Origin of the sequence: Kitasatospora sp. NPDC092286 (assembly GCF_044755565.1) — a bacterium.
GTDB lineage: Bacteria > Actinomycetota > Actinomycetes > Streptomycetales > Streptomycetaceae > Kitasatospora.
Map to the genome: position 1 here is coordinate 1 of NZ_JBIVRD010000035.1, position 24,309 is coordinate 24,309.

Annotated in this window: 18 protein-coding genes, 1 tRNA gene and 1 riboswitch; of the genes, 7 read left to right on the top strand and 12 right to left on the bottom strand. The window is 73.3% G+C overall.

Going from position 1 to position 24,309, the window contains the following annotated elements; genetic code table 11:
• Window positions 1-90 precede the first annotated feature (90 nt).
• The 6 genes from ACIQIB_RS29145 to ACIQIB_RS29170 all read right to left on the bottom strand — a co-directional run bounded on the left by ACIQIB_RS29145 (window position 91) and on the right by ACIQIB_RS29170 (window position 7,712).
• Window positions 91-873: a pyridoxal 5'-phosphate synthase gene (locus ACIQIB_RS29145; RefSeq protein WP_363603895.1), complete on the bottom strand. Its 783-nt coding sequence runs from the start codon at window positions 871-873 to the stop codon at window positions 91-93.
• 1,016 nt (window positions 874-1,889) lie between these two features.
• Complete coding sequence (locus ACIQIB_RS29150) at window positions 1,890-3,254, bottom strand: FAD-linked oxidase C-terminal domain-containing protein (protein ID WP_363603894.1); 1,365 nt, start codon at window positions 3,252-3,254, stop codon at window positions 1,890-1,892.
• Between the two features lie 224 nt (window positions 3,255-3,478).
• Complete coding sequence (locus tag ACIQIB_RS29155; RefSeq protein ID WP_400761603.1) at window positions 3,479-4,309, bottom strand: MerR family transcriptional regulator; 831 nt, start codon at window positions 4,307-4,309, stop codon at window positions 3,479-3,481.
• 94 nt (window positions 4,310-4,403) lie between these two features.
• A complete protein-coding gene (locus tag ACIQIB_RS29160; protein ID WP_400761605.1) occupies window positions 4,404-5,513 on the bottom strand; it encodes a peptidoglycan-binding protein in 1,110 nt (369 codons plus the stop codon).
• A gap of 227 nt (window positions 5,514-5,740) precedes the next feature.
• Window positions 5,741-5,828 (bottom strand) — tRNA-Ser (locus tag ACIQIB_RS29165).
• Window positions 5,829-5,888: 60 nt separating this feature from the next.
• Complete coding sequence (locus ACIQIB_RS29170) at window positions 5,889-7,712, bottom strand: S1C family serine protease (RefSeq protein WP_400761608.1); 1,824 nt, start codon at window positions 7,710-7,712, stop codon at window positions 5,889-5,891.
• Between the two features lie 255 nt (window positions 7,713-7,967).
• Window positions 7,968-8,117, top strand: a riboswitch (TPP riboswitch).
• 88 nt (window positions 8,118-8,205) lie between these two features.
• Here ACIQIB_RS29170 and ACIQIB_RS29175 point away from each other — a divergent pair.
• The 4 genes from ACIQIB_RS29175 to ACIQIB_RS29190 all read left to right on the top strand — a co-directional run bounded on the left by ACIQIB_RS29175 (window position 8,206) and on the right by ACIQIB_RS29190 (window position 12,432).
• Window positions 8,206-9,612 (top strand): purine-cytosine permease family protein, encoded by a 1,407-nt coding sequence (locus ACIQIB_RS29175; protein ID WP_400761611.1) that lies wholly within the window; start codon window positions 8,206-8,208, stop codon window positions 9,610-9,612.
• Window positions 9,613-9,694: 82 nt separating this feature from the next.
• Window positions 9,695-10,519 (top strand): glycerophosphodiester phosphodiesterase family protein, encoded by an 825-nt coding sequence (locus ACIQIB_RS29180; RefSeq protein ID WP_363603887.1) that lies wholly within the window; start codon window positions 9,695-9,697, stop codon window positions 10,517-10,519.
• A 198-nt stretch (window positions 10,520-10,717) separates the two neighbouring features.
• Entirely contained in the window at window positions 10,718-11,287 is a 570-nt protein-coding gene (locus ACIQIB_RS29185) for an ATP-binding protein (RefSeq protein ID WP_363604197.1), read from the top strand.
• Between the two features lie 158 nt (window positions 11,288-11,445).
• The gene (locus tag ACIQIB_RS29190; RefSeq protein WP_400658394.1) at window positions 11,446-12,432 is read left to right on the top strand and encodes a DUF5926 family protein; all 987 of its coding nucleotides are present in this window, start codon (window positions 11,446-11,448) and stop codon (window positions 12,430-12,432) included.
• Window positions 12,433-12,708: 276 nt separating this feature from the next.
• Here ACIQIB_RS29190 and ACIQIB_RS29195 read toward each other — a convergent pair whose 3' ends face one another.
• Complete coding sequence (locus ACIQIB_RS29195) at window positions 12,709-13,347, bottom strand: bifunctional DNA primase/polymerase (protein WP_363603883.1); 639 nt, start codon at window positions 13,345-13,347, stop codon at window positions 12,709-12,711.
• Window positions 13,348-13,958: 611 nt separating this feature from the next.
• Here ACIQIB_RS29195 and ACIQIB_RS29200 point away from each other — a divergent pair.
• Complete coding sequence (locus ACIQIB_RS29200; RefSeq protein ID WP_400761613.1) at window positions 13,959-15,404, top strand: PP2C family protein-serine/threonine phosphatase; 1,446 nt, start codon at window positions 13,959-13,961, stop codon at window positions 15,402-15,404.
• A gap of 185 nt (window positions 15,405-15,589) precedes the next feature.
• Window positions 15,590-17,092, top strand: a complete 1,503-nt coding sequence (locus ACIQIB_RS29205; protein ID WP_400761616.1) for an aminopeptidase P family protein — start codon at window positions 15,590-15,592, stop codon at window positions 17,090-17,092.
• Between the two features lie 61 nt (window positions 17,093-17,153).
• On the opposite strand, the gene ACIQIB_RS29210 is transcribed toward ACIQIB_RS29205, so the two are convergent.
• Window positions 17,154-18,566 carry a hypothetical protein gene (locus tag ACIQIB_RS29210; protein WP_400761618.1) on the bottom strand — a complete coding sequence of 471 codons (1,413 nt, stop codon included), beginning with the start codon at window positions 18,564-18,566 and terminating at the stop codon, window positions 17,154-17,156.
• The gene (locus tag ACIQIB_RS29215) at window positions 18,563-19,234 is read right to left on the bottom strand and encodes an RNA polymerase sigma factor (protein WP_400761621.1); all 672 of its coding nucleotides are present in this window, start codon (window positions 19,232-19,234) and stop codon (window positions 18,563-18,565) included. The genes ACIQIB_RS29210 and ACIQIB_RS29215 overlap by 4 nt, the downstream gene beginning before the upstream one ends.
• 240 nt (window positions 19,235-19,474) lie before the next feature.
• Here ACIQIB_RS29215 and ACIQIB_RS29220 point away from each other — a divergent pair, with 240 nt between their 5' ends.
• Window positions 19,475-20,554: a helix-turn-helix domain-containing protein gene (locus ACIQIB_RS29220; RefSeq protein ID WP_400761624.1), complete on the top strand. Its 1,080-nt coding sequence runs from the start codon at window positions 19,475-19,477 to the stop codon at window positions 20,552-20,554.
• Here ACIQIB_RS29220 and ACIQIB_RS29225 read toward each other — a convergent pair.
• The 3 genes from ACIQIB_RS29225 to ACIQIB_RS29235 form a co-directional block, all read right to left on the bottom strand.
• On the bottom strand, window positions 20,551-21,351 hold the full coding sequence (locus ACIQIB_RS29225; RefSeq protein ID WP_400761701.1) for a MerR family transcriptional regulator: 801 nt from the start codon (window positions 21,349-21,351) through the stop codon (window positions 20,551-20,553). The two genes, ACIQIB_RS29220 and ACIQIB_RS29225, sit on opposite strands and share 4 nt — an antisense overlap.
• A 130-nt stretch (window positions 21,352-21,481) precedes the next feature.
• Complete coding sequence (locus ACIQIB_RS29230) at window positions 21,482-22,705, bottom strand: hypothetical protein (protein ID WP_400761627.1); 1,224 nt, start codon at window positions 22,703-22,705, stop codon at window positions 21,482-21,484.
• Window positions 22,706-22,995: 290 nt separating this feature from the next.
• Complete coding sequence (locus ACIQIB_RS29235; RefSeq protein ID WP_400761630.1) at window positions 22,996-24,210, bottom strand: LPXTG cell wall anchor domain-containing protein; 1,215 nt, start codon at window positions 24,208-24,210, stop codon at window positions 22,996-22,998.
• Window positions 24,211-24,309 lie beyond the last annotated feature (99 nt).

Sequence of the window (24,309 nt, forward strand, 5' to 3'; positions counted from 1 at the left end):
TCGGACTCGCCCTGGTCACCAACCAATAGCGAACAGACAGGCGATAACCCGAACGCCACAGAAGATGATCAATGGAGGTCAAACGACAAGCTAAGGCCAGAGCAGGGTCCGCGACCACTCCGGGGTGCGGACCGGGCCGGTCCGCGTGTAGCGCAGCCGGACGTGACGGCGGTCGTTGTCGCCCTGCCAGAACTCCACTTCGTGCGCCCAGAGCGTGTAGACGGCGTGGCCGGCCGCGACGGTGTCCGGGGTGGCCTCCAGCCGGCGGCGGGCGACCGCGACCGCCTCGTCGTACTCGGCCGGGGAGGCCAGCGGCTCGCTCTGCCGGCCGACCAGCGCCCCGACCCGGGCGGCGGGCGAGCGGGTGGCGAACTCGGCCGCGGCGACCTGGTCGGCGGCCCGCTCGACGGTGCCGCGGACCCGGATCTGACGGCCCAGCGGCGGCCAGTACAGGGTGAGCGCGGCGGCCGGGTGGTCGGCGAGCTGGCGGCCCTTCGGACTGTCGGCGGCGGCCGAGAAGACCCAGCCGGTGCCGGAGGCGTCGACGTCCCGCAGGACCAGCACCCGGGCGTCCGGCAGGCCGTCGGCGTCGACCGTGGAGAGCGTGACCACCTGCGGGTCGAGCACACCGGCCGCGAGAGCGGTGGCGAGCCAGTCGACGAACAGCGGGCCGGGCTCCGCCGGGGCCGCCTCCGCGTCGAAGGACGGCAACGGGCGGGCCATCGGCGGACGGCCGAGCAGCAGCTCGGGTACGGACCTGGGCTCGGGCCTGGTCTCGGACCGGGGCGCGGACCCCGGGTCGGTTCCCGGGTTCGCCCCGGCTGCGGGCCTGGTCTCGCCCGGGCCGGTCAGGCCCTCCTCCTCCGCTGCCATCGTGCCTTCCCTCCGGTCGCCTCGGTCGCAGCCCCGGCCAGCCGGGCCGTCGGGGCCCGGGCGCGGGGTGCGCTGTCGGAGCGCAACCGTACCGCCGTGGGCTGACCGCTCGGGCGCGGGCCCTCGCTGTGCGCCCTGTGCGCCCCGTTGCCCGTGCGCCCGTGCGCCCGGGTTCTTGGCGACAGGCGGCCCCGGACGTGCTGGTGGGCGGTGCCGATGATCGGCACCGCCCACCAGGCCGGTCGCGGTGACCCTTTCCGCTACCCGGTTCCGCGCGGTGACAGCCGCGCGTCGAGTTCCCTGGTCTTCCCTGGTCCGAGTTGTCTTCTCCGACTTCTGTGCGGCGGGCTCTCCGTCGAGTCCTCTGGTCGAGTTACTCCGCGTCGGGCCCTGGTTGGAATCCTGCTCCGGTCTTCTTCGCTTCTTCGCTTCTCCGCTTCTCCGCTGCGAGCCCGGCCACGGGTGCTCAGCTCACCTGTGGCCGCCCACGTCCGGCGCCCCCGCCGGACGTGACCTCGCTCGGATCAGTGGATTCGGTTGGAGACCGGAGCGAAGACGACGGTGGTGTTCTGGCCACCGTTGGAACCGTCATCGCGGATGCGAGCCATTGAGAGCCTCCCAAAAGCTGTACTTCGTGCGTTGTGTCGGAGTTCGTCGCCCAGACGAACTCCTGCGGGCTGCGACGTCGAGGAACAGACTTCCGCAACAAATCGACAAAGCACCACCTCAAGCCGGAATTTTCGCCCGTTTGCGTGATATCCCAACCTCTGATGAATAACGGGCGCACCCTCTGGACAACGCATCGATACAGCGCCGCTCACCTGGGGCTTTGCCCGGACGGTAGCCTCCTTCCGGGTGAACCGGCGCAGCGCCTGGACGCCGGGCGTCGATTCACCCGCCGCACACGGGTGCGGTCGACCTTCCATGTCGACATGTCAAGCCATTCTGCGACCATCCCAAAGTATTACTGGAGGCATCACAGGCAGAAGAGAGAAGGAAATGGGGAGAGGTGAAAATCAGACCGCCTTACCCGGGTTGAGAATCCCCAGCGGATCGAAGACCGCCTTCAACTGCCGCTGCAGTTCCAGCGCCACCGGCCCCAGCTCACGCGCCAGCCAGTCCCGCTTGAGCAGCCCCACCCCGTGCTCCCCGGTGATCGTGCCGCCCAGCTCCAGCCCCAGCGCCATGATCTCGTCGAAGGACCGCTGCGCCCGCGCCGACTCCTCGGGATCGGCGCCGTCGAAGATGACGATCGGATGTGTGTTGCCGTCCCCGGCGTGACTCACCACGCCGATCGTCAGCGCGTGCCGCTCGGCGATCGCGGCGACGCCGTTCAGCATCTCGGCCAGCCGGGAACGGGGCACCGCCACGTCGTCGATCATCGTGGTGCCCAGCCGGTCCAGCGCGGGCAGCGCCAGCCGCCGGGCCTCCAGCAGCAGCTCGGACTCCGCCTGGTCGTCGGCCGGCACCACCTCGGTCGCGCCTGCCGCCCGGCAGATCTCCCCCACCGCCGCCAGCTCGGCCACCTGGTCCGGCCCGTCGAAGGCCACCAGCAGCAGCGCCTGGGTCGACTCCGGCAGCCCCATCTGCCCCAGCTCGTTGACGGCCCGCACGGTGACCGCGTCCATCAGCTCCATCAGCGACGGGGTGAGGCCGCGCGCCATCACCTCGCAGACCGCCGCACCCGCCGTGTCCGCGCTCGGGAACTCCGCCGCCAGCGCCAACTGCGGTGCTGGCGCGGGCCGCAGGGCGACCACCGCCCTGACCACCACACCCAGCGTGCCCTCCGAGCCGACCAGCAACCGGGTCAGGTCGTAGCCCGCGACCCCCTTGGCGGTACGGCGGCCGGTGGACAGCAGCCGCCCGTCCGCCAGCACCACGTCCAGCCCGAGCACATACTCGCCGGTGACGCCGTACTTGACGCAGCAGAGCCCGCCCGCGCCGGTCCCGATGTTGCCGCCGATGGTGCAGGTCTCCCAGCTGGACGGGTCCGGCGGGTAGGACAGCCCCGACTCGGATGCCGCCCGGGAGAGTTCGGCGTTCACCACGCCCGGTTCGACCACCGCGATCCGGTTGACCGGGTCGATCTCCAGGATCCGGTTCATCTTCACCATCGACAGCACGATGCAGCCGTCCACGGCGTTGGCCGCGCCGGAGAGCCCGGTGCGGGCACCCTGCGGCACCACGGGGACACGCAGTTCGGTGGCGGTCCGCAGGATGTGCCGCACCTGCTCGACCGTCTCCGGGAAGGCCACCACGGCGGGGGTTCCGGCCACACAGAAGCCCGCCATGTCATGGCTGTAGGCGGCCATCACATCCGGGTCCACCGCCAGGGCGCCGGGCGGGAGCCCCTGCGCCAGCCGGTCCGTCAGATCACTCATCGCCGTCTCCGATCGCCGCCCGGTCGCGCCACCGCCGCACGCGCGGCACGCGCTCTTCCCGCGTGCTTCCCGCTCTGTCCGCACTCTGCCCGCCGACCGGTGGTCGGGCAAGTGCGCCGCTCGGACGTTTCAGAGCCGGACCGGCGGTGCGGCCCCCGGGGCCCCGAGCAGGGCCGGCCTGGACCCCGGCCGGCCGGAGCGGGTACGCGCCCCGGGGCACTGTCCTACGGGCGGCTTACCGGCTCCTGGAACTCCGTCACCCACGCCGCCTGGTCGTCCGGGCACTCCAGGTACAGCTCCCGGGCGTATCCGGCGGAGCGGTAGCCGTTCTCGTCGACGAAGCGGGCCAGCGCCTGGACGGAGCCCATGCTGTCGTCCATCGAACCGCGGTGCACGATGGTCGCCGCCTCCTCGATCACCGGCAGGTCGACCACCTCGAAGCCGCACTCCCCGGCGGGTGCCGGGGCCGCGCCGACCGGGACCGCCGCCCGGACCAGCACCGCGCCGTCCCCGTCCGGGGCGTCCTCGTAGCGGGCCACCGCCGGGCCGGCCCCCTCCACCCCGGCCTCCGCCATCCGCCGGCAGAGCTCCGTGAACAGCGGGCCGATCACCGGTCCGACGTCCTCCGGCTCATAGCTCGCGGCGACCGCCGTCAGTTCGGCCACCCGCACCGACGGCACCCGCTTCACCACGACATCGTGCGCGGACATGGTTCCCTCGCTCTCGATCGTCCGGAGCCTCGCCTCGACCCGGGTCAGCCGCTGGGCGTCCGCCGCCATCGCCGCGGCGAGTTCGGCCCGCCGCAGCCGCAGCATCCCGCGCAGCTCGGCCGCGTCCACCCGCTCGTCCAGGACGTCCCGCACCTGCTGCAGCGTGAAGCCGAGGTCCTTGAGCGCGATCACCCGGTTGAGCCGGGCGAGTTGGGCGGCCTCGTAGAAGCGGTAGCCGCTGGCCCGGTCGACCCGGGCCGGACGCAGCAGGCCGATCGCGTCGTAGTGGCGCAGCATGCGGACCGACACCCGGCCGTGCTTGGCGAAGTCTCCGATGTTGAACATGATGGCTCCCAGTGCAGACCCTCACACCGTGTCATGGTCAAGCACCGGCACCCACGGCCGGGCCGCCGTCCTCACCACCTCGGTCCATGCCGCCTCAGTCCGTGACGTCGAACCCGCGCCGCCGGCCGAGCACTTGGAGGCTGCGTTGACCGGGGATCCCGTTCGCGTCCGCGCCCGAGTAGCCGAGACTGCGCTGGAAGGCCGCGTACGCCTGCACCGTCCTGGTGCCGAGCGAGCCGTCCACCCAGCGCTGCTCCAGGTACCCCTCGTCGGCCAGCGCCTGTTCGACGATCCGCACCTCGGGTCCGTACGTCCGGTGGCCCTGTTCGGCGCCGGGGTCGGTCCGGGCGGCCGCGACGATGTGCGCCACCGAGACGCGCCGGGGCGAGGGCAGCGTGCCGAGCAGCCGGCGCAGCGAATCCTCGCCCGGCACGCCGTCCGCGGCGGCCCCCGCGTAGCCCAGACTGAGCTGGTAGTCCTGGTAGTTGAGGGTGTCGGCGTCCCGCCAGTCCTCGTCCGGACCGGCCGTGTAGTGCGAGCCGTGCCCGGACGCCACCAGCGCGTCGCCCACCTGCCGGACCTGCGGGCCGTGCGCGCCGTACCCGTACTCCAGGCCGTTGATGGTCACCCGGTAACGGGCCGGCCCCGGCGTCGACCGGGACGGGGGCGGCGGAGCACCGCCCGCGCCGGCCACGATGCCCGGCAGGACGAGACCGTGGAACTGCTGCACCCGGGCGTCGCCGGGGCAGGCGGTGCCACCGTCCGACCACTCCGGGAAGAGCCGGTGAAAGCCGTAACCGGGGTCGTCGGCGGTGCGGCAGACCCGCAGCGGGATGCCGTGCCGCTGGTGCAGCCAGACCCCGACCGCGATGAACGTCCCGATCTGCGCGGCCGTCCACGGATCGGTGTGCTGGTCGTTGCTGGCCGACTCGATGCTCACCGCGCCGGTGCCGTCCGGCCGGTGGTTCGCGGCCATGTTGGCGTCGGCCCGGGTCTGGGTGCCGATGTACTGGGCGATGCCGCCGTCGTAGCCGACCCCGAAGTGCGACTCCAGGTTGGTCGAGTCCCGCCAGTACTCGTAGATGCGGCGCGGCGTCCAGGGCGCCGCCATGCTGTGAAAGATCACCTGCGTCGGCACGATCGCCGGCTGCGCGTCCGACTCGGGCTGAAGCTCCATCTTCTCAGCGCCGGGGTACCAGGCCATCCGTGTCTCCTCGCCGGGCCCACTCCCAGGGCAGTCCGCCCCTTACCCCCGGCACACGCCCCCTCGCCGCACCCACAAGGACGCCCCCACCCCAAACCCCCCGTTCAGGTGAACCCGCCGCCCCCGGCCCACGGTCGGCCCACCGCCTCCACCCCGGTGGAAAACGCGAAGGGCGGGTGTCGGCCTGGGGCCAACACCCGCCCTGAGCAGGCGGTTTCTCCTACCAGCGGAGAGCGTGGGATTCGAACCCACGGTGACGGGTCACGCCACGACAGTTTTCAAGACTGTTCCCTTAGGCCGCTCGGGCAGCTCTCCAGGCGGAGGTCAGCCTAACGGGTCCGGCGGGGTTCGGTGCACAGGGTTTCGGGGACGGGGTCAGTCGCCGACGCGCTCGGTGAGGGTGACCTTGGTGTTGAAGGTCTGGCCGTTGCGGGTGTACTCGACGTCGACGGTCTCGCCGGGCTTGTGCGTCCAGATCTTGCTGACCAGGGCGGGGCCGTTCTCGATCGGGCTGCCGCCGAGCTTGGTGATGACGTCGCCGGGCTTGAGGCCCGCCTTGTCGGCCGCGCCGCCGGGGGTGACGGCCGGGGTGCCCTGGATGTCGCGGGTCTGGATCTGTGCGCCGTCGCCCTTGTAGTCGTCGTTGCGGAGGACGTCGAGCTTGGCGTAGACGGGCTTGCCGGTCTTGATCAGGGTCTCGGCGACCCACTTGGCCTGGTTGATCGGGATGGCGAAGCCGAGGCCGATGCTGCCGGCCCGGCCGGTGCTGGAGGCGTTGGACTGGATCGCCGAGTTGATGCCGACCACCGCGCCGCTGGAGTCGAGCAGCGGGCCGCCGGAGTTGCCGGGGTTGATCGAGGCGTCGGTCTGCAGGGCGTTCATGTACGAGGACTGGGCGCCGGTCTCGTCGCCGGAGGCGACCGGGCGGTCCTTCGCGCTGATGATGCCGGTGGTGACGGTGGACTCCAGGCCGTACGGGGCACCGATGGCGATGGTGGAGTCGCCGACGTTGACCTTGTCGGAGTCGGCCAGCGGAAGCGGGGTCAGCTTGTCCCCCTTCGGGGGGTTGTCCAGCTTGACCACGGCCACGTCGTAGCCCTCGGCGCGGCCGAGCACGGAGGCGTTGTAGGAGCTGCCGTCGGCGAACTTGACGGTCAGTTTGCCGCCGTTGGAGGCGGGCGCCACCACGTGGTTGTTGGTGAGGATGTGGCCCTCGGTGTCGAAGACGAAGCCGGTGCCGGTGCCGGACTCGCCGTTGCCCTGCGCCTTGATGGTGACGACGCTGGGCAGCGCCTTCTGCGCGATGCCGGCGACGGAGCCGGGGGCGGGCTCGTTCTTCTCCGGGCTGTTGGCCTGCACGGTGGTGCTGCGGCGGTCGTTCGCGGAGCTGGCGCTGTTGTCGTTGCGGTCGGCGATGGTCACGCCGAGCGCGCCGCCGGCCACACCGGCGACCAGGGCGACGGCGGCGATCAGGGCGACCAGGCCGCCGCGCTTCTTGCGCGGACCGCCGGGGCCGGACGTACCGGGGTACTCGGGCGGGTAGCCGAGCGGGCCGCCGGGGTGGCCGGGACCGCCGGCGCCGCCGGCCGAGGAGTCGTGCGGGCCCCAGCCGCCGAGCGGCTGGCCCGCGCCGAAGGGGTGCTGCTGCGCGGGCGGGCCCGCCGGGGCGCCGTACGGGTCATGGGCCGCGGCGGGCGGGGCACCGTACGGGTCGTGCGCCGCGGCGGCCGAGGCGCCCGTGGTGGCGTACGGGTTGACGACGGGCGCCGTCGGCAGGGCCAGGGCCTCGGCGAGCGCCGGGGCGGGCGCGGCCGGCGGCCCCGCCGGGGCGGGCGGCACGACCGGCGGCGGGGCGTCGATGTACCCCGGGCCGGGGTGGCCGGCCTCGACCGGGGCGGGCGCGGACACGGGAGCGTCGGCAGCCGCGGCCGCGGCGGGTGCCTCGGCCGGCGCCGGGGCGCTGATCTTGCTGAACGCCAGCGTCGGCGTGGATCCGCCGGCCGCCGGAGCGGCGGGCGCGGCGGGCACCGCCGGTGCCACGTCGGTGGTGGTCCGGTCGGCGGGCGCCTGTGCGGGGGTGGCAGCGGCGGACGCGGACTGCTGCGCCGGACCGTCATGAGCGGGACCCACCACCCCCTGGCCGCCGGAGGGCTGTTCCCCCTGCGGCCCGGTGGACCCAACCTCGCGCTCGGTGCTCACGGACGACCTCCATAGCTGACAGGACCAAGAAGCATAGTTTTTCGCACACTCGATTCGATTGCCGTAAGGACCCTTCTGAAGAAGTCATAAGAATCCTTAGCCAGGCCCGACGGCCCCGTCCGGAAACCCGGCCGAACGCCCCCGAACCACCACCCCCACCGGCCGCTCGCCCACCGCCGCCGGATGTCCCTCGCGGCCGGGGCGCCCAGCGCCTGGCCTTGGCGTTCACCCCCGTGCCGGTTAGCCTGTCGCTCACAACTGACACGCGGGAGCTTGGACCTTCCCAGGCTGAGAGTGCGCTGGTCGACCGTACGCCACGACGTCCGTGGGCGGACCGTCGAGGGGGCGCTGACCGCCGGAACCTGTCCGGGTAATGCCGGCGTAGGGAGTATCGGCCATGCCGCCTGCTTCGCCATCCTCTTCTTCGGGCGCGCCCGCGTCCAAGGGTTTCTCCGAACCGTCCACGACCGTTCACTCCGACGCCGGTCCCCCCGTGCCCGGTTCCGCCGCCGTGCCCGGCTCCCCCACCGCGACCGGCGCCGCCGCGGCCACCGCCGTCCTGGACCGGCCGGACCGGTCCGAGCGGGTCGAGGCGCCGCTCGTCCTGGACACCGAGCCGCCGCGCACGCTCCGCTTCCGCGACCACTTCGCGCTCTGGATGAACCTCGGCGTCAGCCTGATCGGCTTCACCACCGCCGCCACCGTGCTGGGCGCGCGGGGCAGCGAGCTCTCCCTGGCCGCCGCCGTGACCGCGATCGCGGCCGGGACCGTGGTCGGCACCGCGATGCTCGGTGTGGCCGCCCTGATCGGGGCCCGTACCGGCGCACCGGCGATGGCGAACCTGCGCGGGCTGTTCGGGACGAAGCTCTCGTACGTGCCGACGGTGCTGAACATCGTCCAGTGCATCGGCTGGGGCGTGTACGAGCTGCTGGTGATCGCGATGGGCGCGCAGACCGTCGTCCACACCGAGGGCTACCGCTGGGCCTTCGTCCTGCTGGCGGGCGCGCTGACCACCGCGCTGACCATCTGGCCGCTGGGCTCGATCGCGGTGCTGCGGCGGTTCGTCGCCGGGGCGGTCGCGGTCGCGATGGTGTACTTCACCGTCCAGCTGGGCCGGCACGGCGTGCCGGACCCGGGCGCGGGCAACTGGCACGGCTTCCTGAAGGCCACCGACGCGATGATCGCGGTGTCGATCTCCTTCGTGCCGCTGGCCGCCGACTACACCCGGCACTCGCGCACCCCGCGCGCCGCGTTCTGGGGCAGCTTCTCCGGCTACACCGTCGCCCAGGTCTGGTGCTACGTGCTGGGCCTGATCGCGCTGCTGCAGTCCGGCGGCGACCCGGACCGGATCTTCGACTCCTTCCTGGGCGTCTGGGCCGGCTGGGCGTTCCTGCTGGTGCTGGTCCTGCGCGAGACGGACCAGTCCTTCGCCAACGTGTACTCGACCGCGATGTCCGTCCACAACCTGCTGCCCAGGGTGGACCGCCGGGTGCTGACCGGCGGGACCGGGCTGCTGATCACGGTGCTGGCTCTGCAGATCACCGAGTTCACCGACTCCTACTACGCCTTCCTGGGCCTGATCGGCTCGGTGTTCGTGCCGATGTTCGCGGTGCTGGCGGTCGACTACTTCCTCGGCGCCGGCCGGCGCGGCTGGAACCTCTCCGCCGACGCGCCGTCCCGCCGGCTGATGCTGCTGCCGTGGGCGCTGGGCTTCGTCGTCTACCAGCTGATCGCGCCGACCGCGATCGCCGGCTGGTGGACGGACTTCTGGACCTCCGTCCAGGAGGCGCTGCACTTCACCCCGCAGGAGTGGACCTCGGCCTCGCTGTTCGGCTTCCTGGTGCCGGCCCTGGCCACCTGGGCGCTCACCCCGCTGACCCGCCGGGACGCGCGGGACTGATCCGCCCCCCCACGCGAAGACGGCCCCTCAGGTTGGGGCCGTCTTCGTTTTCGCGTCACTTCCGCCGCCTATCGTGGGACGTGTGACCAGCCCCGACCTCCCCCCGGCGGCGGCGCGCACCGCGCCGTCCGTCCAGGTGATCGCCCACCGCGGATCCTCGTACGCACTGCCCGAGCACACGCTCGCCGCCTACCGGCGGGCGCTCACCGAGGGCGCCGACGCGGTCGAGTGCGATGTCCGGGTCACGGCCGACGGGCATCTGGTCTGTGTGCACGACCGCAGGATCGGCCGGGTCTCGGACGGCCGCGGCACGGTGTCCGCGATGACGCTGGCCGAGCTGGAGGCGCACGACTTCGGCGCCTGGAAGACGGGCGCACCGAGCGCGGACCCGGAGCTGCGGGGCGTTCTGCGGCTGGAGAGCCTGCTGGAGCTGGTCGCGGACTGCGGACGCCCGGTGGACCTGGCGATCGAGACCAAGCACCCGGTCCGTTTCCGGGGCCGGGTGGAGGCCGAGCTCCTGCGGATGCTGGACCGGTTCAAGATCACCGGAGACCCCGCGGACGGCCGCCCGCAGGCCCGGATCATGAGCTTCTCCGCGCTGGCGCTCGCCCGGGTGGCCGCCACCGCGCCGCAGTACCCGAGGGTGTTCCTGTTCGAGCGCGGCCTGCCGCTGCGGGGCCGGCTGCGCCCGGGCGCGACGCTGCCGGGCGGGGCCGGGATCGCCGGGCCCGGCATCGAGCTGGTGCGGGCCAGGCCGCGGCTGGTGACGCGACTGCGCGAGCTGGGCCACCAGGTGCACGTCTGGACCGTGGACGAGCCGGCCGACGTGGAGCTGTGCCTGGAGCTCGGGGTGTCGGCGATCATCACCAACCGCCCGGCCGAGGTCCTCGCCCAGCTCGGCCGGTGAACCAAACCTGCTGCCGACAATTTTTGCCGGAAATTATGCGTTTTCACGACGGAGGGTGAGCACGGAATCACCTGCCGCCCACCCTGGGTCGCGCGGTTTGAAATGTCCGCGCGGGATCGCCCTGCAGTCGTTTCCGACGCATTACCAAGGGGCATCCATCCCTCGGCATACGCTGAAGGAGGTCCGGGGGTGGCGTTGATGGTGGCGCGTGAAGTGCCGACTTCATCGACCATGGCAGTGCCGCACGGCCCAGCGAGTGTCGGGGTCGCACGGCGCCGACTGCGTCGAGATCTGGGCGACCGGGAGATACCCGAACCGGTCATTGATGATGCTGTTCTGATCCTTTCCGAACTGCTGAGTAATGCCTGTCGCTATGCGCGGCCGCTCGGGCCATTGCCCGCGCTCGGCCGCAGCGCCCGGGCGGAGGTCGTGGACCAGGTGCTCGTCGGGGTCCCCACCGCGGGCCAGGGCGCCAGGACGGCCGCGCACCCACAGCCGGACGGCGGCGACGGCGGGGTCCTGGTGCGCTGGCAGATGCACGCGGACGGGATCCTCACGCTGGAGGTCACCGACGGCGGGGCGCAGACCCGCCCGACGCCCGCCGGCCCGTCCCTGACCTCGCGCGGCGGCCGCGGCCTGAGCATCGTCGGCCAGCTGGCCAGCGACTGGGGTGTGCGCGACGCTCCCGGCGAAGTGACGGTGTGGGCGGCACTGCCCGCCCGGGCCCGCCACGCCCGACGGACCGGCGGTGATGCCCGCAGCGCCTGAGCGGGCCGGACCCGCCCGTCCGCGCGCCCCCGCGCCCCGTCCGCGCCCCGTCCGCGCGCGCCGCCACCCACGCCCCGCCCCGACGTGTGTCCACGCGCCGGGGGAACGTCAGTAGGCTGCCCGGAGCACAACACAACCGTCCCCGGGAGAGCCGCACCATGGGCAAGAAGGCCGCCAAGAAGGCGCCGCAGCGCAGCCAGTCCACCACCGCCGCCACGGGCGAGATCCCCGTGGTCGGGGCCCGCGAGAACTGCCCCTGCGGTTCCGGCCGCCGGTACAAGGCGTGTCACGGCCGGGATGCCTCGCACGCCGTGCAGGAGCTGGTGCACCGCCCGTTCGAGGGGCTGCCGGGCGAGGCCGACTGGGTCGCGCTGCGCGAGCTGGTGCCGGCCGCGACGGTGCCGCTGACGCTGGCCGCCGGGGTGGCCGAGGCCGCCAACGGCGAGGTCCCGTCGGTGACGCTGGCGACCGTCCTGCCGCTGGCCTGGCCCGCGCTGCGCCGCCCGGACGGCTCGATCCTGCTCGGCCTGCAGACCCAGTCCGCCTCCGGCGACCTGAGCCGCGACCTCGCGGACGCCCTGGAGCTGGCCCTGGCCACCGAGCCGGGCACCCCGGTACCCGCCCGCCGGACCGTCCCGGGCGGCCGCCGTCTGCAGGATCTGCTGGACCTCGACGCCGGGTTCACGCCGGCCGTGCACACCGGCTTCGAGTTCTGGCTGGAGGACGCCGAGGCCGCCACCGGCGAGGTGGCCGCCTCGCTGGAGCGCGCCAACGCCTCGGCGATCCCCACCGAGAAGCTCGGCAGCGTCGACTCCGCCTACTGGTGCGGCACTCCGGACAAGAACCACCTGCGCTGGGTGATGACGGTGCCGGAGGAGCAGTTGCTGGACGCGCTGGCCCGGCTGACCGCCGCCGACCAGTCCTCGGTCGGCCCGGACACCCGCCTGGTCGGCTCGTTCCGCGCGCACGGGCTGACCGTCCCGGTCTGGGACCTGCCGGTGGCCATGACGGCGGCCGACTGCGAGAAGCCGGCCGCCGAGTTCGCCGAGCGGCTCGCCGCCACGCTGGCCGACAACACCCCGCTGACGGCCGAGGAGCGGCGCGCCCGGGCAAACCTGGTGAACCGTCAGGTCACCTTGAACTAAAGGCGACCAGGATCGGGTGATACGCGTCACATCACCCCTCGCCGACCGCAATTTCCGGGCGGGGAAGGGTCCTTGGAAATTGGCGCGGGCGCGGATCCTTGTTACTGTCTAAAGAGTCCGGTCGCTGGTGCATCCCCCGTCGCCAGCGACCGGATCTTTTGTTTTCCGGAACGGCCGCCCGCGTGCGGCCGGCGCACGGGACGGCGCACGAGCGGCTGGTCCGCCCGCACGATCCCGCCGTACACGATCACTCGCGCACGACCCCGCCGCACCCGGTCAGTACGCCGAGCGGCCGGTGTCCAGCCGGACCGTCGCCTCGACCAACTCCCCCAGCAGCGGACCGACCTGGGGCAGCCAGACCCCGCCGCCGGCCGCCGGCCGCGGCGGCAGCACCCAGCGCACCCGCCCGCCGGACCCGCCACCGGGCGGCAGCGGCAGGAACCCACCCGACCCGTGATAGCGCAACGAGCCCGGCACCCATGGCAGTTGGGCGAGCATCTCGCCGAGCACGTCGAGCGAGTACGGGGCGACCAGCATCGCGTACCGGCCGGGCATCGCCAGCACCGGGCCGAGCGGCAGCCGCAGCGCGCCGAGGTAGGCGAGCGCCCTGGCACCGGCCGCCGCGGGCAGGCTGACCGCCGAGACCACCCCGCCGGTGGCGGCCAGCACCGGCGCGTCCGGGCTCTGCCGCTCCCACCACCAGCGCACCATCCGGGCGTCGGTGGTGGCCGCGAGCAGCGGCGGGTCGTGCGGGTGGGCACCGGGGACGGCGCAGCCCGGATCCCCGCAGGAGCACTGCCCGGCAGTCAGCAGCGCGCCCGGCACCACGGGCCAGCGATGGTCCACGGCGGCGGCCAGCGCGGCGGCCAGCCGGGCGGAACGGGCCGATGACCGGCCCCTCGGATTCTCACGCATGGCGCTCGTTCCTTTCCGTGACCGCTCGGTTCGCTCAAAGCCCGCCGGCGTACGTCGGGAAGCGCCGTGCGGGCCCCGCGAAGGCGCGATGCTGGCGGGGCCGGGCGGCAGGACGGACGAACGGCGTGACGGGCGTGAAGCACGGTGTGGAGCACGACCTGAAGGACCGCGGAATAGAACAGCCCTTGGAACGAGAATCCCGTACGCGACCGGATGGACGCCGCCCGGGGGCGGTTGGTTCCACCGTACGAGTGAGTGTCTTCCGGCCAGCCCGGCCGACGGACGGCGAAAGCATACGATCCGGACGGCCGCCGGAGCCGTCAGGACGGTTCTGCCCGTTCTCCCGGAGCTCCATGCCGTCCGAGGCCGACCGGCGCGCGTACGAACCGGACGCGCCCGCCGTACGGGCTCCGAAGCATGTGGAACCGGCCACCGCGTCGTCCTGGATCTGGACATGCCCCGAATGGCCTGTGTAGAAGTGGTGGCATTGCTGTCGATCAATGACGAGTAGTAGCGAATCGAGGCGAAACGCGCCCTTTGGCCGTCCTCGCTCCAATCGGCCGTACCTGGGGGTTCCGCATGACACGTACCACCGCGTCAGGAGTGGCGGCATGAACGAGTCCCACCCATCGTCGACTCCCTCCGAGCCGGGCGAGCCCGGCTGCGTCAGCGGGCTCTCGGTGCTCGACCCGCCGGGCCGCCACCGCCCGGTGCTCGGCCCCGCCGAGCAGCAGTGCCCCACACCCGAGAGCCGAACCGCACCCCCGACGGCGGTGCAGGACCGTTTGGCCGGACGGCTGTCCGATTTCACCAGCCTGCACGAGCACACCGAGCGGCTCGCCCGTGCCCGGGGCCTCGACGCCACCCTGACCGCCGTCCTGGAGTCCGTCGGCGCGCTGCTCGGCGCCCGGCGCGCGCTGCTGGTCACCGCCATGCCCGGCGGCGGGCCCAGCCAGCCGGTCGGCCTCGGCCTGGACCGCGCCAGCCTCGGCGCGCTGGAGACCGTGCCGCCCGAGCAGAGCCTGCTCGGGCGGCTGCTGCGCGAGCACGACCGGCCCGCCCGGGTGCGGTCCCACGACCTCGCCGGCGACCCCGCCATCGGCACCCGGCTGCGCGAGGTCGCCGTCCACCTCGGCCTCGGCGGTTGTTACGGCCTGCCGCTGGCCACCGAGGAGGACGGCCCGCTGGCCTCCGCCCTCTGGTTCTACGACGAGCCCGCCGGCCCGACCGAGCGGCAGTGCGAGCTGGCCCGCCGGTACTGCGAGGTCGCCGCGCCGCTGCTGGCCAAGCAACTGGACACGGACCGGGCCCGGCGCACCACCGAGGCGCTGCGCCGGGGTCTGCTGCCGGACCACCTCCCCCGGCCCGCCGGACTGCGGCTGGCCGCCCGGCTCGTCCCGGCCGGGCTGGACCGCTCGGCCGGCAGCGACTGGTACGACGCCATCCCGCTGCCGGACGGAACCGTCGGCCTCACCGTCGGCAGCGTCTCCGGCGACGGCCTGGGCGCCGGCCCCGGCTCCGCCCCGGGCGCGGCCGCCGCGATGGGCCGGATCCGGGCCGCGCTGCGGGCGTACGCCGTGCTGGAGGGCGAGGACCCGGTCTCCGTCCTCGGCGACCTGGAACTGCTGCTCAAGACCACCGAGCCGGCCCGGACCGCCACCGCCGTCTACGCCTGGGTGGAGCCGGAGGAGCGCCGGATCACCCTGGCCGGCGCCGGGCACTGCCCGCCGGTGCTGGTCGGCCGGCACGGCGCCGAGTTCGTGGAGACCTCGCTCTCCGCCCCGCTCGGCATGCTGGCCTGCTGGGAGGCGCCCGGGGTCGAGCTGACCGCCGAGCCCGGCGACACCCTGGTGCTCTACACCGACGGCCTGGCCCGCCGCTGCGGCCCCACCCTGCACGCCGGACAGGCCAACCTGCGCCGGGCCGCCGCCGACGCCCCGCGCGACGTGCGGATCGACCCGGACCGGCTCTGCGCCCACCTGCTGGCCGTCTGCGCGGGCCGGGACACCGGGCCCGCCACCGACGACCTGATGCTGCTCGCCGCGCGCTTCGAGTAAGCCCGAGCGAGTGAGCCCGGGCGCGCGGGGTACGCCCGCGCGCGCCCGGTGAACCCGCGCCCCCGCCACCCCGACCCCGAACAGGTGAGCGGCCGGGCGTCCGTACCATGGACGCACGGCCGCCCCCGCGTGTCGCGATCCGACGCTCCCGGGGCGGCACACCACCCCGCAAGGAGGCGACGTACGTGACCGAGGACCGCACCCCGGCGGTGGCCGAGAACCCTGAGGCCACCGGCGGCGACGAGGAACCGCAGCAGTTCAAGGGCCGCAAGAACGGCCTCTACTCCGAGGTCTCCGACGAACTCGCCGCCTCGATGAAGTCCGGCTGGGCCGACACCGAGCTGCACGGCCTCACCCCGGTCGCGCAGGCCCCGTACGCGGCCGAGCGCCGCGCCCGGCTGTCCGCCGCCTACCCCGGCGAACGCCTGGTGGTCCCGGCCGGCACCCTGCGGGTCCGCTCCAACGACACCGACTACGCCTTCCGCGCCTCCAGCGAGTACGTGCACCTCACCGGCGACCAGACCGAGGACGCGGTGCTGGTCGCCGAGCCCACCGGCGACGCCGGCCACGAGTTCGGCCTCTACCTGCTGCCCCGCTCCAACCGCGAGAACGGCGAGTTCTGGCTGGACGGCTACGGCGAGCTGTGGGTCGGCCGCCGGCACAGCCTCACCGAGCAGGAGCAGCTGCTCGGGCTTCCGGTCCGCGACGTCCGCGAGGCCGGCGCGGAGCTGGCCGCCCGCGCCGCCGCCTCCCCCGTGCCGACCCGGATCGTGCGCGACTACGACGCCGGTCTGGAGGAGGCCCTGGCCGGTGTGCTCGACCCGGAGCGGGACGCGGCGTTCAAGGAGTTCCTGAGCGGCCTGCGGCTGGTCAAGGACGAGTGGGAGATCGGCGAGCTGCGCGCCGCCTGCACCGCCACCGTCAACGGCTTCACCGACGTGGTGCGCGAGCTGGGCCAGGCCGTCGCCACCTCCGAGCGCTGGATCGAGGGCACCTTCTGGCGCCGCGCCCGGGTCGAGGGCAACGACGTCGGCTACGGCTCGATCTGCGCCGCCGGCCCGCACGCGACCACCCTGCACTGGGTGCGCAACGACGGCGCCGTCCGCCCCGGCGAGCTGCTGCTGCTGGACGCCGGCGTGGAGACCAACACCCTCTACACCGCCGATGTCACCCGCACCCTGCCGATCAACGGCCGGTTCAACGACCTCCAGCGCAAGATCTACCAGGCGGTCTACGACGCCCAGGAGGCCGGCATCGCCGCGGTGAAGCCCGGCGCGGGCTTCCGCGACTTCCACACCGCCTCGCAGCGCGTCCTCGCCGAGCGCCTGCTCGCCTGGGGCCTGCTGGACGCCTCGGCGTACGACGTGGAGAAGGTCCTGGAGCTGGGCCTCCAGCGCCGCTGGACCCTGCACGGCACCGGCCACATGCTCGGCCTGGACGTCCACGACTGCGCCCACTCCCGCCGTGAGGAGCACGTGGACGCGCTGCTGGTGCCCGGCATGGTGCTCACCGTCGAGCCCGGTCTGTACTTCCAGCAGGACGACCTGACCGTGCCCGAGGAGTACCGCGGCATCGGCGTCCGCATCGAGGACGACATCCTGGTCACCGCCGACGGCAACGAGAACCTCTCCGCGGGCCTGCCCCGCCGCGCCGACGAGGTCGAGGCCTGGATGGCCTCGCTCGTCTGAGCCGACGTACGCAACGGGCCCGGCTCCCCCTCGGGCAGGGGGAGCCGGGCCCGCGTACGTCCTACTTGGCGACCACCCGGACCGGGACGGTGCGACTGCCGACGACGATGGCCGGCCCCTCCAACGGCACCACCGCCACCCTCGCCGTCACCGGCATCACCCCGGCCCCGTCCTGTCCGGTCAGCTTCAGCCGGTACTTCACCGTCCTGCTCTGCCCGGGAGCGAGCGTGAACGCACCGTTCCCGTCCCTTGCCGGCTTGTCGGTGGAGCGGAGGTCCATGGCCGTCCAGGTATCGCCGTCCTGCCGTTCCAGAGTGCCGGAGACAACCGGCGAGGCCCCGGCGTACGACTCGGCCGCCACGACGGGCACCAGCGCGGAATAGCCGGTCCGGCTGGTGTTCCGGTAGGTGACCGAGAACGTCACCGCGCTGCCGTCGTTCGGCACCTGCTGACCCACGCCGAGTCCCTCGAAGCCGATGCTCACGTCATTCTGGTTCGGCCGCAGCGCCGGTACCGGGTGGCCGCCGACGTCCAGGGTGTCGAGGATCGACACCAGGGCGGTCTGGTACTCCGGCTTGAGCCCGATGGCCGAAAGGAACACCTGGTCGTCCGGCAGGGCCCACATCTGGGCCGTGAAGGACTCCTTGGCATTGCAGGTGACCTGCCACTGCGACTTGCGGGCGGCTCGCCCGGCCACGATGTCCCTGGTCTGCACCGGGTTCCCGCTGGTCATCGGTTCGCCCTCGGTGGGCACGTGCGGATTGCCCCAGACCGGGCAGTAGGGCTGGGAGGTCCAGCCGTCCGGCGAGTAGAGGAACGACATGGCCGGCCAGGTCTGCGGTTCCTCGTCGAACACCGCCAGCTGTACCCCGTACGGGGCGCAGTCACTGGCCGTCGCCGACTTCGGCGCCCCGGGGCTCAGCACGCAGAGCCGTCGGTCGGCGGGGTCCGGCGGCACGACCCGCCAGCCCGCCGGGACCTTGAACTTCACGCCGTGGAACGTGTAGTTGGACGGTGCCGGTGGGGCGCTGCTGGCGGTGCCGGACGGAGCAGGGGCACCGAGCGGGGCCTCGGTCCTGACGTCGTCGGTGATCGTCTCCGTGGCCGAGGGGGTCTCGACCGGGGTGGCCGTCGGGCTCGGCTCGGTGGTCGGCTCGACACTCGGGCTGGGGCTCGGGCCGGCCGTCAGGGTGGCGGCCGGCGGCGGCACCTCGTCCTGCCGGGCCACGGTGTCGCCCCGGAAACCGAGCACGCCGAACGCCAGGGCGGCGGCCAGTCCGAACAGCGGCACGGCGGTGACGTACACCGGCCGCAGCCGGCGCGTCCGGCGGTTCGGCGGGGCGGCCGGGCGCAGGTCGTGCGCGGTGATCCGGGCCGTACGGGCGTTCATCGCCTCGCGGAGCAGCCGTTCCGTCGGGGTCTCGTCCGGCCCGGTGCCGTCGCCGCCGCGCGGGCGGGGAAGTTTGTCGGTCATCGAACCTTCTCCAGGTGCTTTTCCAAGGCGTCCAGGGCCCGGCTTGCGGTGGACTTCACGGCACCCCGGGACAGCCCCAGGGTCTCGGCGATCTGTGCCTCCGACAGATCGGACCAGTAGCGCAGTACCAGCACCTCGCGCTGGCGGGACGTCAGCTCCTGCAGGGCCACCAGCACCCGCCGGTGCTCGTCGTTGAGGACGGCGTGGTCCTCGGCGGACGGCGCGTCGGCCTCGTGCGGCGGCACGTACTCGCGGGCCGTCTTGCGACGGCGCAGCATCGACCGGGCGCCGTTGACCACCGAGGTCCGCAGGTAGCCGAGCGCGTTGTCCAGGTCGTCCAGCTGCTCGCCGTGCCGCTGGTAGAGCTGGGTGAAGGCCTCCTGCACGACGTCCTCGGCCAGGTCCTGGTGGTCGACCAGGAGGACCGCCATCCGGACCAGGCTCAGCCGGTGAGCGTGGTAGAGGTCGGTCAGGGTGGGCCGGTCCTCGGCCGGCCGGCGCCCGCCGCGCAGCAGCCGGAAGCCCGAACGGCGCTGTGCCGCCTCCGGCTGGACGCTCGGGGCGGCGGTCACCTCGTCGGCCTCCTGCGCACCGAACAGCAGCCCGACCACTCCGGTGAGGGAGAATCCCCGCCCCTTCTCGGGTCCGACGATCGGCCCGATAGCCATGGACATCTACGTTCTGCTTTCCCCCGGGACGGCGCCCGGTGCGGACCGGGCCGTCAGGACACGTGATCAAGGTTGTGATCAGCGGGGACCGTGTCATCGCCGCCGAACCGGCTCCGTCCGCCCCCATACCAATGGACGTGCGGCCCGGCTCGGGGTTGCACGTGGGTTCGAGGAAAGTTCGGCCTGGCCGTGACGGCTACACTCGGCCACATCCCGCCACCTACCTGCAGGGGGTATTCCGTGGCCGAGCAGTACGCCTCGGGGCCGTCGGCCGACTCGGCCGGGCCGCCGGCCGGCACCCCCGGGCCGGTGGACGTCGTGATCGGGCGGCGGCCGGAACCGGTACACGATGTCGCGGTGTACGCCTTCGACGGCATGACGCCGTTCGAACTCGGCGTGGTGGTCGAGGTGTTCGGGCTGGCCCGGCCCGAGCTGAGCGGACTGCTGGCCGCGCCCTGGTACGGGCTCAAGGTCTGCGCCGACCGCCCGGGCAGCGCGCTCGCCTCGGTCGGCGGCTTCTCGCTGACCGCCCGGCACGGTCTGGACGAACTCGCCGCCGCCGACACCGTGGTGGTCCCCGGGGTGCCGAACGCCTTCGGCGGCGAGGTCTCCCCCGGCCTGGTCACCGCCCTGCGCACGGCGCACGAGCGCGGCGCCCGGATCGTCTCGATCTGCTCCGGCGCCTTCGCGCTGGCCGCCGCCGGCCTGCTGGACGGCCGCGAGGCCACCACCCACTGGCGCTACGCCGAACTCCTCCAGCAGCGCCACCCGTTGGTGAAGGTCAACCCGGACGTGCTGTACGTGGACGGCGGCTCCGTCCTGACCAGCGCGGGCAGCGCCGCCGGGATCGACCTCTGTCTCCATCTGGTCCGCCGCGACCACGGCGCCAGGGTGGCCAACAGCGTGGCCCGCCGCTTCGTGGTGCCGCCGCACCGGGACGGCGGGCAGGCCCAGTTCATCGAGGCCGCCGTCCAGCCCGTCGAGGCGGACGACGACGGCGTCGCCCGCAGCATGCGGTGGGCACTGGACCACCTCGCCGCCCCGCTGACCATCACGCTGCTGGCCCGGGCCGCCCGGATGTCCGACCGCTCCTACCTGCGCCACTTCACCGCCCGCAACGGCACCAGCCCGATGCGCTGGGTGATCACCCAGCGCATCGCGGCCAGTCTGCCGTTGCTCGAATCCCCGGACGGCACCGTGGAGGAGATCGCCGCCGCCGTCGGCTTCGAGAGTGCCGCGACCTTCCGCCACCACTTCGGCCGGGTGATGCGCACCTCCCCGACCGCCTACCGCCGCGGCTTCGGCAGCGGGGCGGCTTAGCGCTTGGCGGCCGGTCCGGCGGGCCACTCGCCGGTGCGCAGGGCCGCGTTGGCGAGCACGGCGTCGTGCAGCCACTGGGCGAGGCCCGGGGCGAGCTGCTCGTAGGTGGCGGTGAAGCGGGGGTCGGCGAGGTACATCGCGGCGAGGCCGCGGTGGATCTCGAAGGTGCAGTCGTAGAAGTTGTCGCGGATGTGCTGCCGGTGCACCTCCGCGAGGTCCATGGCGGCGCCGCCGTCGGCGGGCTCGCCCGCGGTGAAGGCCTCGACGAGACGGGCGTTGAGCGCGTCCGTCTCCGCCTTGATCCGCTGCCAGTCGGCCTTGACGTAGCCGCCGGTGCGGCGCTGGGACTGTGCCCAGGCGGCGGTGCCGCCCCACCGCTGCTCGGCCTCGGTCTCCCAGTCCTCCTGGTAGGCCTCGCCGAAGACCTCGAACTTCTCCTCCGGGGTCAGCTGAATACCCATCTTCTGTGCCTCCATGGCGTGTTCGACGGCCGCGGCCAGCTCCTGGAGGTGGCTGATGCGGTCGGTCAGCAGCTGGTGCTGGCGCCGCAGATGCTCGCTCGGGCTCACCGAGTCGTCGTCCAGGATGGACGCGATCTCTTCCAGGGGGAACCCGAGTTCGCGGTAGAACAGGATCCGCTGCAACCGGTCGAGGTCGGTGTCGTGGTACCGGCGGTAGCCGGCCCGGGTGCGGCCCCGGGGGGCGAGCAGTCCGATCTCGTCATAGTGGTGCAGGGTCCGTACGGTCACCTTGGCGATCTTCGCCACCTCGCCGACCGAGTAGCCACCGCCGTCCATGCGGGTCGCTCCCTTCTTGCTGACCACAACCCTCCGTCCTCACGTCGCGTGAGGGTCAACCCCGTATTCGACGGAGGCGGCCGTGGCGGAGGGCTGCCGGCGGAGGCGGCCGTGGCGGAGGGCCGGCGCCCTAGGACGCCGCTCCGGCCAGGGCGCGCTCACGGCGGCGGGCCGACCGGCCGTGGCCGCCGCCGGCCCCCGTCCGCGGGCGGCGGCTCTGCCGGGTGGGCCAGAGCAGCACATACGCGGCCGAGACCACCACGAACGCGAGCCGGACGAACCCGCGCGCCGAGTCGGACGGGACCAGCAGCGTCCCGCCGTACAGCGCGGCCAGCGCGATCCAGCTCCACCACGGGACGAGGCGCTTCTGGCCGACGGCGTCCCAGAGCAGCGTGCCGAGCAGGATCGAGGCGGTGTAGTACGTGTAGACGCTGGGATCGAGCAGGATCCGGGCGTCGGCCCCCAGCAGGACGACGGCCGGCCAGCGGCCGCGCCAGACCGCGATCGTGCCCAGGCCCAGCCCCAGGGCGAACTGCGCGGGCCGGTCCCACCACGGGGTGGCCGGGTCGGTCACCCCGAACCAGCGCAGCGCGGAGGCCGGCTGGTTGGGAATGGTGAACTTGGCGGCCGCCACCGTGTCCAGGTTGCCCAGGTAGAACGGCAGCCAGGCGATCGCGACCAGCCCGGCGAACCAGAGCGCGGTCCGTAGCCACGCCGGCCGGGGCAGCGCGAGGATCAGCGGGGCGAAGGCCAGCGCCCACGGCTTGGAGTCCACCGCCAGCGCCAGGTAGACGCCGACCATGGTGGCCCGGCCGCGGCTGAGCGCGTGCGCGGCGAGAGTGGTGAAGAAGAGGGCCAGCACGTCGTCCAGGTGTGCGAAGCGGACCGAGACCTCGACCCACATCGGGATGAACGCCAGCCCGGCGATCAGCAGCCGCTGCTGGAGCCGGCGATGGTTGGTGCCGGTGCCCCGGTAGTAGCAGGCGGCGGTCCGGCCGACCAGGACCAGCATCACCAGGCCGAGCCCGGACATGGTCGCCTCGGCCAGCAGCTCGCCGGTGTGCGCGGGGAAGGGGTCGAAGAGCCGGGCGACGGCCAGGCTGACCGGGCCGATCTGGAGCTCGGGGTGGTGCGCGTAGAGCGAGAGCCCGCCGTCGGCCTGTCCGCTGAAGAGCAGTTCCTCGCCCTGGCGCAGGTAGTGCCAGGAGAAGCCGCCGCTGGGCTCGACCAGGAGGAACCAGAGCACCGTCCAGGCGACCAGGAGGACGTGGTGTCTACGGATCGGCAGACCTGCGATCCGCCCGGTGGCGGCCTCGTAGTCGGTGGTGCCACGTGCCGTGCGAACTCCCCGCACTTGTCCCTCTTCCCCGCCGTGCCGCCCCCTCCGGCCGGACATCCTATGTGACCGCAGCGGACCCCCGGCGCCATGGCCGGTCACCGTCGGCGGCATGCGGACCGGTGGGACCGGGCTCACCCGGACGCTCCCCGGCTGCTCCCCGGGCACTCGGGGCGCGCCCCGGTCGCTCTGCGGGCACTCTGCGGGCACTCAGGACCTCCCCGGGTGCGCCCCGAAAAGCCGCGTGCCCCCCGGAGCTCCGGACACCGGATCTCCGAGGGGCACGCGGGTGGCTACGGCTCCCGGGCTCAGCCGTGCTGGGCGGTCCTGCGACGGCGGAGCCCCACGAGGGTGCCGACACCGGCCGCGAGGACGGCACCACCGGCGATCGCGATCGCGGTGGTGTTGTCACCGCCACCGGTCTGGGCCAGGTCCTTGTCCGCGTTGTCGGCCCCGTCCTTCGCCTTGGTGACGGCGGCCGGGGTGAGCTTCGGCGGGGTGATGTTCGGGACGGTCACCGGGAAGTCGATCGGCTGCTGGCCGTCGGTGCTGCTCGCCGACGGGACCGGGGCCGAGCTGGACGCCGAGCTGGTGGCGGAGGCGCTCGGCGCGGTGGTGGTCGGAGCCGACGTGGTCGGGGCCGACGTGGTCGGGGCCGGGGTGGTCGGGGCCGGGGTGGTCGGCTCGGCAGTGGCCGACGGCGAGGTGCTGGCCGACGGCGAGGTGGTGGCGGTCGCGGACGGCGAGGCGGTCGTGGTGGCGCTCGGCGAGGTGCCGGCACTCGGCGAGGTGCTGGCCGACGGGCTGCCGGTCGGCTTCCCCGTGGGGCTCGGCTTGCCGGTGCTGGGCTTGGCGGTCGGGCTCGGCTTGCCGGGCCCACCTCCCTTGATGGTGAAGCCCGCGCCCTTGATGCCGTCGCAGCTGAAGCGGCCTTCGTTGACCGGCTTGTGGCTGGTGTCGTCGAGCTGCGCGGAGAAGACCACGGGCACCACGCCGGCCTTGCCGAGCGGGGCGTCCTTGGTGAAGGAGACCCGGACCTTGATGGCGATGTTCTTGCCGCGGTTCACGCCGAGCAGGGCGTCCTCCGCGACGTTCCCCTCCTGGCCGATACCACCGAGCAGGGTCAGCACCGCGTCGTCGTCGGAGTCCCCGCCGCCGGGCGCGACCGAGCCGGGCAGCCACTGGCCGCCGGGCAGCTGGTACTCGACCTTGAGGTCGTCCGCGCCGAGGGAGCCCTCGCGGTTCTTGAACTTGAGCAGCGGGATGAAGACGAAGTCGTGCTTGGTGGAGTTCTCGATCCTGAAGGTGAACTCCCGGGCGTCACCGCCCGCGACGAAGGTGTCCGGCACACCGTGCACGGAGAGGTCGAGGCTCTGACGCCCGGCCTTGTCGGCCTGCGGCGCGGCCGCGGCGGACGGGGAACCGGTGGTGCCGACGGCCACGGCGCCCTGGGCGCCGGCCAGCACCAGAGAGGACGCGAGCGCGGCGGCGCCGGCAAGGGCAAAACTGCGACGTATGGACAAGGAGACCTCACGAGAGTGTCCGGGCGCGGCCCGGGAGCGCGGCAGGGCACGGCTGTTCGGACAGCGGACCCCCCGCGAAGATGAAAGTCCGACGGAGAC

Coding starts and splice junctions, on each gene's coding strand:
- ACIQIB_RS29145 (WP_363603895.1), bottom strand. CDS start 873: ATGGCAGCGGAGGAGGAGGGCCTGACCGGCCCGGGCGAGACCAGGCCC.
- ACIQIB_RS29150 (WP_363603894.1), bottom strand. CDS start 3,254: ATGAGTGATCTGACGGACCGGCTGGCGCAGGGGCTCCCGCCCGGCGCC.
- ACIQIB_RS29155 (WP_400761603.1), bottom strand. CDS start 4,309: ATGTTCAACATCGGAGACTTCGCCAAGCACGGCCGGGTGTCGGTCCGC.
- ACIQIB_RS29160 (WP_400761605.1), bottom strand. CDS start 5,513: ATGGCCTGGTACCCCGGCGCTGAGAAGATGGAGCTTCAGCCCGAGTCG.
- ACIQIB_RS29185 (WP_363604197.1), top strand. CDS start 10,718: ATGGTGGCGCGTGAAGTGCCGACTTCATCGACCATGGCAGTGCCGCAC.
- ACIQIB_RS29190 (WP_400658394.1), top strand. CDS start 11,446: ATGGGCAAGAAGGCCGCCAAGAAGGCGCCGCAGCGCAGCCAGTCCACC.
- ACIQIB_RS29195 (WP_363603883.1), bottom strand. CDS start 13,347: ATGCGTGAGAATCCGAGGGGCCGGTCATCGGCCCGTTCCGCCCGGCTG.
- ACIQIB_RS29200 (WP_400761613.1), top strand. CDS start 13,959: ATGAACGAGTCCCACCCATCGTCGACTCCCTCCGAGCCGGGCGAGCCC.
- ACIQIB_RS29210 (WP_400761618.1), bottom strand. CDS start 18,566: ATGACCGACAAACTTCCCCGCCCGCGCGGCGGCGACGGCACCGGGCCG.
- ACIQIB_RS29215 (WP_400761621.1), bottom strand. CDS start 19,234: ATGGCTATCGGGCCGATCGTCGGACCCGAGAAGGGGCGGGGATTCTCC.
- ACIQIB_RS29225 (WP_400761701.1), bottom strand. CDS start 21,351: ATGGACGGCGGTGGCTACTCGGTCGGCGAGGTGGCGAAGATCGCCAAG.